Source organism: Microbacterium sp. P5_B6 (assembly GCF_056400345.1).
This window is the reverse complement of record NZ_JBFULL010000003.1, coordinates 15,717-28,334: the sequence shown is the minus strand read 5'-3', so window position 1 is coordinate 28,334 and position 12,618 is coordinate 15,717. Positions and strand designations below refer to the sequence as shown.

The following is a 12,618-nucleotide window of genomic DNA, read 5'->3' as shown; positions in this document are numbered from 1 at the left end:
GGTCCGGATCGGCTCGGTCGCGCGCGGTCGCGCTCAGGCGAGCGGTCGACAGAGCGCACTGTCGCCGAGAGTGCGGGTTCGCAGCGTGAAGAGGCCGCTCGGTCGGCGAGAGAGTGCGCTGTCGACCATTCGGCAAATGTCGGAGGCCGGAGATAAGTTCGATATCACCGTTGAATGACTAGAACATGTGTTCTATTCTGTGGAGGTGAGGGCGAACGTGCGGAACGAAGCGCTCCGGCAGGAGCAGGACGGCGAGGTCATGCGCCTGCGCGCTCAACTCGAGCGCGTGCAAGGTCGTCGGCTCGGGGCACCCGTGCTGCCGACGCACCCTGCGTTCGCGTCGCTTCTTCCGGGTCGCGGCCTGCGGCCAGGCGCGGCGTATTCGCTCGGGAGGTCGACGTCGCTTCTGCTCGCGCTGATGTCGCGGCCTTCGCAGGACGGCTCGTGGTGCGCGGTGATCGGCGTCCCCGAGCTCGGCGCCGAAGCGGCCGAATCGCTGGGTGTCGACCTGGCGCGGCTCGTGCTCGTCCCCGATCCCGGGCCTCGGTGGCTCGCGGTGACATCGACGATCGCCGAGGTCGTGCCCGTGGTTGCTGTCCGGCCGCCCACGCGCGCGGCCGACGGCCAGGTCGCGCGTCTGGCGGCGCGACTGCGCGACCGCGGGACGGTGCTGCTTGTGCAGGGCCCGTGGCCGCAGGCGGAGGCGATGCTCGAGGTGGGTGATCCCGAGTGGACGGGCGTGGGGCGCGGTCACGGCTACCTCGACAGCAGGGCCGTGACGGTCACTTCTTCGAGCAGGCGCTGGCCACACGACAGACGCGAGCGGATGCTGCTGCCCGGCCCGCGCGGCGAGGTGGCGCTGGTGTCCGAGGCGCGTGGCGCTCGAGGAGTCGAGGTGCCGATGGCGGCGGCGGTTCCCGCGGCCCAGGGTCCCGTCGCTGTGCCCATGGCTGAGGCGGCTCCCGTCCGGGCTGTGCCGGCGCTCACCGAGGAGCGCGAGCTCGCCGAGGAGCGCGAACTCGCAGTGCGGGACCTCAAAGCGGTGCGCGAGTTCGAAGAGGAGCGCGAGATCGAAGCAGTGCGCGTGTTCGAGGCGGAGCGCCGCCGCCAGGAGCGCTTCCGCGAGGCGAGGCGCATTCTCGAGGCGGTGGGCTGACGTGCGCCCCGATGAGTCGGTGCGCAGCCTCGTGCTGTGGTTTCCGGATTGGCCCGTGACGGCCCTCGCGCGAGAAGGCGCCGTGGACCCTGCCGCTCCGGTCGCCGTGCTCGAGCACAACGAGATCGTGGCGTGCTCTGCCGCTGCCCGGGCAGAGGGCGTGCGGCGCGGGCAGCGCCGCCGTGATGCGCAGGCACGGTGTCCGCGCCTCGCGATCATCCCCGCCGATGCCATCCGCGACCATCGGGTGTTCTCGCCCCTCGTCGCGCGCATCGAGGAGCGCGCACCCGGGGTGCAGATCGTGAGAGCGGGGCTGTGCGCACTCACAGTGCGCGGACCTGCTCGCTACTACGGGGGCGAGCTCGAAGCAGCGTGCATGCTGCTCGAGTCGCTGAGCGAACTGGGGATCGAGACCGCCCGGGCAGGCGTCGGCGATGGTCCGTTCACGGCCGAGCAGGCGGCGCGGGCGGGGACGAGCCCCGACGACCCCGTGTGCGTCGTGCCGCCGGGGAGGGCCGCCGATTTCCTCGCGCCGCTGCCGATCGGTCTGCTCGACGATGCCTCGCTGGGCGGCGGCCCGGAATTCGCGGGACTCCTCGCGCGGCTCGGGGTGCAGACGCTGGGGGATTTCGCGGCGCTCGAGCAGGAGCGCGTGCGCGAACGCTTCAGCGAGCGCGGCGTCCGGCTGCACGCCCTCGCCTCGGGCCGCGATCCACGAGCCGTGGCTCCGCGCACCCCGCCTCCCGAGCTGCAGCGTGAGATCGCGTTCGAACCGCCGCTCGAGATCGCCGACCAGGTGGCGTTCGGCGTGCGCCTTGCGGCGGACGAGTTCATCGCGGGTCTCGGCGCGATCGATCTCGTCTGCACCGAGCTGCGCGTCGAGCTCACCGGCGACCGAGGCGAGCGCAGTGAGCGGGTGTGGCTGCATCCGGGATCATTCGACGCGACGTCGGTCGTCGACCGTGTGCGCTGGCAGCTCGGTGAGGACGCCGACGGTCTCACGAGCGGCGTCGCTCTCGTGCGGATCTCACCCGAGAGGGTGGATGCGGCATCCCACCACGCTCCCGCGATCTTCGGGGCAGGGCCTGAAGAGCGCGTGCACCATGCGCTGTCCCGCGTGCAGGCGATGCTCGGGCACCGCGCCGTGCTGACGCCCGCCGTCGGAGGCGGCCGCTGGCTCGCCGAACGGCAGGTGCTCGTGCCGTGGGGTGACCGAGCCGTGGTGGCGAAGGAGCGCACGCGCCCGTGGCCGGGCAGCCTGCCCGACCCGCTGCCGGCATCCGTCTTCGCCAAGCCGCCTCAGGTCGAGGTGCTCGCTCCGATGGGAGGTCCGGTCGCGGTCGACGATCGGGGTCGGATGACGGCGCACCCCGCCGAGCTGATCGAGGGCGGCCGCCGCCGTGCCGTCGAGCAGTGGGCAGGCCCCTGGCCGGTCAGCGAGCGGGGGTGGGATCCCGCGCGCGCCCGTCGTGCGCATCGGTTCCAGGTCGTCGATGCCGACGGCGTCGCCTGGCTCCTCATCTGCGAGGACGGCCGCTGGAAGGCCGAGGCTCGCTATGACTGAACGGCCGCGAAGGTGAGGTGACCGATGGGCTTCGACAACCCCTCTGTGCCGTGGTCCGAGCTCGAGCGCATCCTCAGCGACCGTCGGCGCCCCCGCAATGTGCCCGCCGGGGCCGACGGCGGCGACAGCCCCGCATGGTCGCACAAGCGCGGCCCCTACACTCCGCCGTCGATCGAGCGCCCGACCGACGTCATCCCGTATGCCGAGCTGCACGCGCATTCGACGTTCTCGTTCCTCGACGGGGCGTCCTCGCCGGAAGAGCTCGCCGAAGAGGCCGAGCGTCTCGGCCTCCACGCGCTCGCGATCTCCGACCACGACGGGTTCTACGGGATCGTCCGCTTCGCCGAGGCCGCCGAGTCGCTCCAGGTCAAGACGGCGTTCGGCGCCGAGCTCTCACTGGGCGACGAGGATTCCTCCCCGACACCATCGAGGGCGGGGGAGTCCGATCCCGCCGGCACGCATCTTCTCGTCCTCGCGCGCGGCGAGGAGGGGTATCACCGGCTCGCCGCCGCGCTCACGCATGCGCAGCTTCAGGGCTCGGAGAAGGGGAGGCCGCTGTATGACCTCGACGAGCTCGCCGAGCGTGCGGGCGGTCCCGGCGACTCGCAGTGGGCGGTGCTGACCGGATGCCGCAAGGGCACCGTACGCCATGCCCTCGGCGCCGAGGGGGCGGCCGGCGCCGCGCGGGAGCTCGATCGGCTCATCGCGCTGTTCGGCAGGGATGCCGTCAACGTGGAGCTCATCGACCACGGCAATCCGCTCGACACGCGCGACAACGACGTGCTCGCGGCGCTGGCCGCCGAGCGCGGACTGCCCCTCCTCGCCACGAACAACGTGCACTACGCCGTCCCGCAGCGCGAGCATCTCGCCGCCGCGGTCGCCGCTGTACGGGCCAACCGCGGCCTCGATGAGCTGGACGGCTGGCTTCCCGCCCACGCCGGGGCGCACTTGAGATCGGGTGCAGAGATGGCCGAGCGCTTCGCGCGCTACCCGGGGGCCGTTGCGCGCACGGTGACCCTGGCCGATGAACTCGCCTTCCCGCTCCGGCGCGCCAAGCCCGCCCTCCCCAAACAGGAGGTTCCGGAAGGACACACGCCGATGTCGTATCTCCGACAGCTGGTGTGGGAGGCGGTGCCGCGCAAGTACCCCGACCTCAAGCCCGAGCACGAGGCGCGCATCGAGCGCGAGCTCGGCGTCATCGAGATGAAGGACTTCCCCGGCTACTTCTTGATCGTCTACGGCATCGTGCAAGAGGCGCGGCGCCGCGGCATCCTGTGTCAAGGGCGCGGATCCGCCGCCAACAGCGCCGTCTGCTACCTGCTCGACATCACGGCCGTCGACTCGATCGCCTACGACCTGCCGTTCGAGCGCTTCCTGTCGTCGCTGCGTGACGAAGAGCCCGATATCGACGTCGACTTCGATTCGGATCGGCGCGAAGAGATCATCCAGTGGGTCTACGCGAAGTACGGCCGGGAACGGGCTGCCCAGGTCGCGAACGTCATCCAGTATCGCCCCAAGAACGCCGTCCGCGACATGGCGAAGGCGCTCGGCCACTCGCCCGGGCAGCAGGACGCCTGGTCGAAGCAGGTCGAGGGATGGGGGGCTCACCTCGAGACGGGCGCCGGCCACGACATCCCCGATCAGGTGCTCGCCTACGCGTCCGAGCTGCTCAAGGCGCCCCGCCATCTCGGCATCCACTCGGGAGGAATGGTGCTGACCGACCGGCCCGTCGGCGAGGTCGTGCCGATCGAGCACGCGCGCATGGAGAACCGCACGGTCATCCAGTGGGACAAAGACGACGCCGCCTGGATGGGGCTCGTCAAGTTCGACCTGTTGGGGCTCGGGATGCTGGCTGCCCTGCAGTACTGCTTCGATCTCGTCCGCGAGGCGACGGGGGAGGAGTGGGAGCTCGCGACGATCCCCAAGGAGGAGAAGGCCGTCTACGACATGCTGTGCCGAGCGGATTCGATCGGGGTGTTCCAGGTCGAGTCGCGCGCGCAGATGGGGCTGCTGCCGAGGCTGCAGCCGCGGAGGTTCTACGACCTCGTGGTGCAGATTGCGCTCATCCGTCCCGGACCCATCCAGGGCGGCGCCGTCCACCCGTTCGTTCGCCGCAAGCTGGGGCGCGAGCCGATCACCTATGCCCACCCCAAGCTCGAGCCCGTGCTCGAGCGCACTCTCGGCATCCCGGTGTTCCAGGAGCAGCTCATGCAGATGGCGGTCGCGGTGGGCGAGGTGAGCGGGGAGGATGCCGATCAGCTGCGCCGCGCGATGGGCTCGAAGCGGGGCGTCGAGCGCATCGAGTCGCTGCGCGAGAAGCTCTACGAGGGGATGGCCCGCAACAACCTCGTGGGGCAGGATGCCGATGACCTCTACGCGAAGATCCAGGCGTTCGCGAACTTCGGCTTCGCGGAGTCGCATTCCCTGTCGTTCGCGCTTCTCGTCTATGCCAGCTCGTGGATCAAGCTGCACTATCCGGGGGCGTTCCTCGCGGGGCTGCTGCGGGCGCAGCCGATGGGCTTCTACTCGCCCGCCACCCTCACCTCTGACGCCCGGCGCCACGGTGTCGAGGTGCTTCGTCCCGATCTGCTGCTGTCCGATGCCGAGGCGACCTTGGAGCCGGTCGGGTCCCCGCCGTCCGTGCAGGGGGCGCCTCTCCCTCCCACGGGCCTCGATTCCTGCACCGACCGTCATCAGCCGCCGGTCGGCGACTTCGACATCCGCGCTCCCGATGAGTGCGCGGCGCATCGGCGCGACGGCGCCTTCGCCGTGCGTCTCGGCCTCGCGGGGGTGAAGGGCATCGGCTCGGCCGTCGCCCAGCGCATCGTGGCGGCTCGCGAGCAGGGGGGTGTCTACCGCGACCTGCGCGACCTCGTGCGTCGCACAGGTGTCACAGCGACCCAGCTCGAGTCGCTTGCGACGGCCGGCGCCTTCGAGTGCCTGGGGCTCACCCGACGCGAGGCGATCTGGCTCGCCGGCTCGGCCGCCCAGGACCGCGCCGAGTACCTTCCCGACTCCCTCGTCTCGGTGCAGCCGCCTCTCTTCCCGGATCCCACGAGCTACGAGCGCCTCGCCGCCGACCTGTGGGCGACGGGGGTTTCGACCGACGATCACCCGATGACCCACTACCGCTCCGGGCTCGACGCCCGTGGAGTGCTGACGTCGGGGGAGCTGCGCGCGCACGAGACCGGCCGGCGGGTCGAGGTCGCAGGACTCGTGACGCACCGGCAGAGGCCGGCCACGGCATCCGGTGTCACGTTCCTCAACCTCGAGGACGAGCACGGCCTCGTCAACGTCATCTGCTCCGTCGGGGTCTGGAACCACTACCGCCGCATCGTCCGGGATTCACCGGCACTGATCGTGCGCGGGATGCTGGAGCGCTCCGCCGAGGGGGTGACGAACCTCCTCGCCGACAGGTTCGAAGACATGCGCGTCGCCGTGCCCCATCAGTCCCGCGACTTCCGGTGATGCCTGAACCCCTGGTCAGTGGCGAGATCCATTGCCTGAGAGGTGGCTGTGAGGATAGTGTGAGCCGAAACGCCCACCCGCTGGGCGCATATGCCTATGAAAGGAACTGTCATGGCATTGATTTCGGGGGCACTCGCACCCATTCTTGCGGCCGTCACGCTCTTCGCGGTACCAGGATCGCCCCCGGTGGTCATTGACACATTCAGCGACCTCGGCGACGTTGCCACCGGCGCCGGGTGGGGAATCCATCCCGACTCGACCGACGATGCCGTGGTCGATTTCGTCGAGGGGCCGGCGACGCCGCCGCTCGGGCGGGGAAGCCTCCTGCTCTACACGCCGGAATCGACCGATCGCGCGCTCGCGTTCGCCGTGCCGACCGGCGAGCCCGGGCAGGTTGTGCCGACGCCGGTTCCCTGGACCGGGACGAGTGCTTCCTATGCGACCTTCATCCCGGACGGGGCTGATGCCAACAGCACCCCGACGCTCCGGATCGTCGGCTATCAAGACCTCACGACCCCCCTCCCGTCCGGCTTCACCACATTGACATTCCAGCCGCAGTACGACGGAACCGTCGAAAACGGCGTCTGGCAGACGTGGGAGATCGGCCCCGATTCCATCGTGTTCCAGTCCAACGACGACGACGGCTTCTGCAATGATCCGGGGCTGTGCACGCTGAGCGAGTTCGCGGAGGCGTATCCGGACGGCGGCTGGGGTGAGATCCAGGTCGGCCTGGGCTCCGGTCTGCCGGCGGGTTCCTTGGGATACGCCGACGCCGTTGTCGTCCGCGGCGACCCTGATGGCACCGCGGCGGAATACTCGTATGACTTCGAGATTCCGGCATCCGAGGCCTCCACCGCCACGATCACCGCCGGCGCGGCCACCTCGACCGGCGGGTCTGCGACAGTGACGCTCAATGCCTCGGACCTGTCTGCGACAGACACGGTGCCGTTCACGATCACCGTCACCCTGCCCGATGGAAGCGTGCAGACCCTCCCGGTGGTGGAGGTTGAGGCCGGTACGACATCGGACGTCCCGATCTCCGTCCCGTTCGGTGTGACTCACATCGAGGTCTCTGCACAGGGCACCGTGATCGCTGAGGGCGACGTGACGTTCACCGCACCCGTCTCGCCGACGACACCTCCTGTGGTGCCGCCCGTGACGCCCCCGGTGACAGAGCTTCCGGCGACCGGAGTCGACCTCGGCGCAGCGGCCTGGGGTGCAGCTCTCCTCAGCGCCGGAGCTGTTCTGCTGGTCGCAGCTCGCGTGCGTTCACGTCGGGGAATGCTGCGGAGCGAGGACAGCGTCGGCTGATCCCGCTCGCGTGGGGGCCACTGCGTGAGCTCCGCGTGCGGCAACTCGCTCGGGCACGCGTTGGCCCCCATGTCTGGTTGCGGCCTGAGCCGTCAGGAACAACCATGGAGAGGTGGGGGAGACGGACGAACGGGGTGAGAGCCCTGGCGAGTCAGGCGGGGTGACACCCGGTGACGGCAACCCGACGGTATTCCGGACGCCGCGCCGCACGTGGTGGGTCATCATCGTGGCCTCGGTGGCAGTGATCGCCGCACTCGCTACGGCCTGGGCTCTGCAGACAGCGCAGCCGACGGCATCCGTCCCCTTTCCGACACCGATCCCGACGCCGACCGAGAGCCAGACGCCCACCCCCGTGGCGAGCCCGACGTCGGCGCCGACCGGGTTCCCGGCGAACCTCGCGTCATACGACCTGACGGCTCTGCCACCGGTGACCGTGTTCACCGTGCTGTCGGCGTTGCCCGTCGATGACCAGCCGTTCGGCTCGTTCACCGGAGAACAGGCGATCTCGCTCGGGGCGGGAGCACCGGTGTTCGCAGATCCCGCAGGCGAGCCGGTGGCCTATCTTCCCCGCGAATTCGCATTCGACGGCACGACGGTGCCCGTGGTGGAGAAGCAGGACCACTGGGTGCATGTGCTGCTCACCGGTCGGCAGGCCGTACCGTCGCTGGGGAACCCCGCGCAGGTGACCGGGTGGCTCCGGATGCAGGACGTCGAACTGGCCCCGGCGACCGTGGTTGTCGAGGTCAGTCTCTCGTCCCGCACCATCGATATCGTGCGCGACGGCGTCCCCGAGCGGATTGCGGTCGACTTCGGCTGGGGGACGGGAGCCACGCCGACTCCGGCGGGTCGGGCGTTCATCATGACTGAGCGAGCGGTTCCGGAGTTCACGTACACCCGCGGGCATCCGATCGTCTACCTTTCGGTGCAGTCGCCGACGCTGGACGGGTTCGGTGGAGCGGACGTCGCGGTCACCGCGTTCCACTACCACGATCAGCGATCCGGAGCGATCTCGAACGGATGCATCCGTGTCGACTCCTCGGCGATCGAGCAGCTGGCCCTGCTTCCGTTGGGAACACCTGTCATCGTCAGACCCTGACCGACGTTTCAACAGCGGCGCTTCCACCCAGAAGCAGGCGTAGCGTCAGAGAGTGACTGAACAGCAGCCGTACGACGTCGTGGAGCAGAGGGACGGCTGGGAGCTGCGGCGGTACCCGGCACATGTCCTCGCCGAGACCGTGGTGCTCGGGGCGTCGTTCGAGGATGCCGGCAACCAGGCATTCCGCAAGCTCGCCGGCTACATAGGCGGCGACAATACGGCGCGCCGGTCGATCGAGATGACCGCCCCCGTCGTGCAGGCGCCGCAGCGCATCGGCATGACGGCGCCCGTGCTTCAGCAGCGAGACGGCGAGGGCTTCGTCGTGGCGTTCGTGCTCCCCGCCGCGCTCACCGAGGCGGATGCCCCGGCACCGACGAACCCCGAGGTGTCGCTCCGCGCCGTTCCCGATCAGCTGGTCGCGGCCCTGCGCTTCTCCGGTCGGTGGACCCGCGAGTCCTGGGAGCGACACCGGGACGAGCTGCTCGACGGGGTGCGGGCGGCGGGGCTCGACGTCGTCGCCGAACCGCGTTTCGCCCGGTTCGACCCGCCCTTCACCCCATGGTTCCTGCGGCGGAACGAAGTGCTTGTCGAGGTCGCCCGCGACGCCTGACGCGCACCCGGACACGCCCGCCTCACATCAGCCGCCTGACCTGCGCTGCGCGCACGCCGGCGCCGGCGCCCGCCCCGCCCGCGCGCCCCGGCGTCGAGAAGCGGGTTTACGATGAGCCGAGACTGACGCCGCTGGAGCGGCCGAGTCCGTCCAGCCAGATTGTGGGGAGATCGCATGTCGGATGTCGCCGCCTCGCGCACGGTTGGAGCGCCCGCCAGCGCTCCGATCATGACGCACCGGATGATCCTGTTCGTCATCTTCGGCCTGATGGCGGGCATGTTCCTGTCTGCCCTCGATCAGACGATCGTGGGAACGGCGATCCGCACGATCGGTGACGATCTGCACGGACTGAGCCAGCAGGCGTGGGTCACGACCGCCTACCTCATCACGTCGACCATTTCGACGCCGATCTACGGCAAGCTCTCCGACATCTTCGGCCGACGACCCCTGTTCATCTTCGCGATCGTCGTGTTCATCATCGGATCGATCCTCGCGTCGTTCTCGACGTCGATGCTGGAGCTCGCCGCGTTCCGAGCGGTGCAGGGCCTCGGCGCGGGCGGTCTCATGTCGATGCCTCTCGCGATCATGGGCGACATCCTCGCCCCACGCGAGCGAGCGAAGTACCAGGGCTATTTCCTCGCGGTGTTCGGCATCTCGAGCTTGCTCGGACCCCTCATCGGCGGGCTGTTCGCCGGCACCGAAGAGATCCTCGGCATCGCCGGGTGGCGCTGGGTCTTCCTCATCAACGTGCCGATCGGGCTCTTCGCCCTCGCGATCGTGCTGCGGTTCCTGCACATCCCCAGGCATTCACGCGGTTCCGTGCGCATCGACTGGTTCGGTGCGGCCTTCGTCATCATGTCCCTCGTGCCGCTTCTCCTCGTCGCCGAGCAGGGCCGCGTCTGGGGCTGGAGCTCGCCGATCTCGGTCGCCTGCTACGTCATCGGGGCGGTCGGCATCGTGGCGTTCATCATCACCGAGATCCGGATGAAGGACGACGCGCTCATCCCCCTGAAGCTCTTCCGGTCGCCGACCTTCTCGATGGCGACGGTGATCGGCGTCTTCGTCGGCTTCGGGATGTTCGGGGCGATGCTCACCATCCCGCTGTACCTGCAGCTCGTCCTCGGCTCGACGCCGACCGAGAGCGGCCTGCAGATGCTGCCGATGATCCTCGGCTTGATGATCGCCTCGATCGGCAGCGGTCAGATCATCGCTCGCACCGGGCGCTACCGCATGTTCCCCATTCTCGGCACGGCCCTCATGTCGGTCGCGTTCTTCTGGCTGACACGCCTTCAGTACGACGGCTCGTACTGGTTCCTCGCCGGGGCGATGCTCCTCCTCGGTCTCGGACTCGGCCAGCTCATGCAGACCCTCACCATCGCCAGCCAGAACTCCGTCGGTCTCCGCGATATGGGCGTCGCCACGAGCGCATCGACCTTCTTCCGCCAGATCGGCGGAACGCTCGGCACCGCCGTGCTGCTCTCGCTCATGTTCGCCGTCCTTCCCGCGAACATCCAGACGTCGTTCGCCGACGAGGACACCCTCACCGCGGCCCTCGACGCGGCGCTCGATCCCGAGGTCGCGAACGACCCCGCCAACGCCGGGATCATGGAGCAGATCTACACGCCGATCGTGACCGGCATCACGGATGCGACGACAGCCCAGATCGAAGCGGGTCTGACGAAGGCGACGGATGCCGCGACCCAGGCGGTCGCCGACCAGGTCGCCGCCGGCGCCATCCCCGCCGCCGCCCAGGAACAGGCGACCACGCAGGCCGTCGCGCAGGCTCAGGCCGCCGCCACCGAGAAGATCCAGCAGCAGGTCCCCGTCGCCCGGATCGCCGAGGACGGTACGGTCACTCTCGACTTCTCCGATCCCGATCAGCGCGCCGACTTCGTCGCATCCGTCGTCCCGACTCTCGAGGACCAGTTCACGAGCGGTGGCGGCGGGTCCGCCGCCGACGACTCGGCGATCAACGACACGTCCTTCCTCGTCGGGGCGGACCCGCAACTCACCAAGCCCATGCTCGTCGCCTTCAACGCCTCAGCGGTGACGGTCTACTGGGTCGCCATGTGGGTCGTGCTCATCGCCTTCGTCCTGTCGCTCTTCTTCCGCACGCCGCCGCTCCGCGACAAGTCGGCGCTCCAGGAGGCGATGGACGATCAGGCGGCGCTCGAGGCCAACCGCGCCGCGAACGAGATGGGTGCTCTCGTCGAGCCCAGCTCCTCGCGCACGGGGGAGCTCGCGGTGGTCGGTGCCGGGGGAGCACCGCAGACCCGGCGCGAAGCCCGGGAGTTCCGCCGGGCGGCAGAGGACAACGACGAGAGCCTGTAGGAGGGCCCGGCTTCTCGGAGAGCCCCGCGATCTCGGGCACGAGGAGCGCGACGACGTAACCACGTGCGACCGGCGCTCCCGTCGTCCTGCGGTCACGCCGCCTCATCATCCAGACTGAACGCGTGAAGGCCGTCGTCTACGACCGCTACGGGTCCATCGATCAGCTGCGCGTGACAGACGTGGCCGCGCCGACTCCGCGCGCGGGGCAGGTCCTCGTCCAGGTGGTCGCCACGTCCGTCAATCTCAGCGACTGGGAGGCCCTGCGGGGCAGTCCGGCCTACGCGAGATTCGGCGGTCTGCGCGCACCGCGCCGGCACATCCTCGGTTCGGACATCGCCGGTCGCGTCGTCGCTGTCGGCGAGGGGGACTCGCCGTTCCAGGTCGGTGACGAAGTGTACGGCGACAACCTGCAGCGGATGGGCGGCTTTGCCGAGTACGCGGTCGCCCCCGCGTCGGCGCTCGCACCCAAACCGGCCGAATCATCGTTCATCGAGGCATCCGCGATTCCGCAGTCGGGTGCCATCGCACTCCAGGCTGTCGCGCGGGCACGTGCCGGGGAGCGGATGCTGATCAACGGCGCCGGCGGGGGCACCGGCAGCTTCGCAATACCGCTGGCCAAGGCATCCGGCCTCCGCGTCACGGGCGTCGACTCCGCCGCCAAGCTCGACTTCATGCGCGAGCTCGGCGCCGACGAGGTCATCGACTACCGCGCACAGGACTTCACGCGCACGGGCCCCTACGACCTGATCATCGACCTCGTGGCGCGCCGCTCCGTGTTCGCGTACCGCCGCGCGCTGGCTCCTGGTGGCCGCTATTTCATGGTCGGCGGCACCGCACGCACGCTCCTGCGCCTCGTGACTCTCGGCACCGCCGTCGGGGCCGTCACCGGTACGCGGCTGGGTGTGCTCGTCGTGCACCAAGGCCCCGAGCACTTCTCGCCGCTGGTCGAGCCCATCCGCGACGGAGCGCTTCATGTGCGGATCGATCGCGTCTTCCCCCTCGAGCAGGTGCCCGCCGCACTCGCCTATCACGGGGAAGGGCGGGCGCTCGGGAAGGTCGTCGTCGCGGTCGGCCCCTGAGGG

General features: G+C 69.7%; 8 protein-coding genes. All 8 read left to right on the top strand.

Annotated features, from left to right (window positions below; translation table 11 throughout):
* Window positions 1–205: 205 nt before the first annotated feature.
* The 8 genes from AC1DP3_RS05020 (at window position 206) to AC1DP3_RS04985 (ending at window position 12,615) form a co-directional block, all read left to right on the top strand.
* Window positions 206–1,156: a hypothetical protein gene (locus AC1DP3_RS05020; protein ID WP_477291922.1), complete on the top strand. Its 951-nt coding sequence runs from the start codon at window positions 206–208 to the stop codon at window positions 1,154–1,156.
* 1 nt (window position 1,157) lies between these two features.
* On the top strand, window positions 1,158–2,720 hold the full coding sequence (locus tag AC1DP3_RS05015) for a DNA polymerase Y family protein (protein ID WP_477291920.1): 1,563 nt from the start codon (window positions 1,158–1,160) through the stop codon (window positions 2,718–2,720).
* Between the two features lie 24 nt (window positions 2,721–2,744).
* Window positions 2,745–6,188: an error-prone DNA polymerase gene (locus tag AC1DP3_RS05010; RefSeq protein WP_477291918.1), complete on the top strand. Its 3,444-nt coding sequence runs from the start codon at window positions 2,745–2,747 to the stop codon at window positions 6,186–6,188.
* Between the two features lie 111 nt (window positions 6,189–6,299).
* Window positions 6,300–7,499 carry a hypothetical protein gene (locus AC1DP3_RS05005; RefSeq protein ID WP_477291916.1) on the top strand — a complete coding sequence of 400 codons (1,200 nt, stop codon included), beginning with the start codon at window positions 6,300–6,302 and terminating at the stop codon, window positions 7,497–7,499.
* Between the two features lie 160 nt (window positions 7,500–7,659).
* Complete coding sequence (locus tag AC1DP3_RS05000) at window positions 7,660–8,595, top strand: L,D-transpeptidase (RefSeq protein ID WP_477291914.1); 936 nt, start codon at window positions 7,660–7,662, stop codon at window positions 8,593–8,595.
* Between the two features lie 52 nt (window positions 8,596–8,647).
* Window positions 8,648–9,205, top strand: coding sequence for an SOUL family heme-binding protein (locus tag AC1DP3_RS04995; protein ID WP_477291912.1), 558 nt, complete (start codon window positions 8,648–8,650; stop codon window positions 9,203–9,205).
* Window positions 9,206–9,433: 228 nt separating this feature from the next.
* A complete protein-coding gene (locus AC1DP3_RS04990; protein ID WP_477292340.1) occupies window positions 9,434–11,536 on the top strand; it encodes an MDR family MFS transporter in 2,103 nt (700 codons plus the stop codon).
* Between the two features lie 122 nt (window positions 11,537–11,658).
* Entirely contained in the window at window positions 11,659–12,615 is a 957-nt protein-coding gene (locus AC1DP3_RS04985) for an NAD(P)-dependent alcohol dehydrogenase (RefSeq protein ID WP_477291910.1), read from the top strand.
* Window positions 12,616–12,618 lie beyond the last annotated feature (3 nt).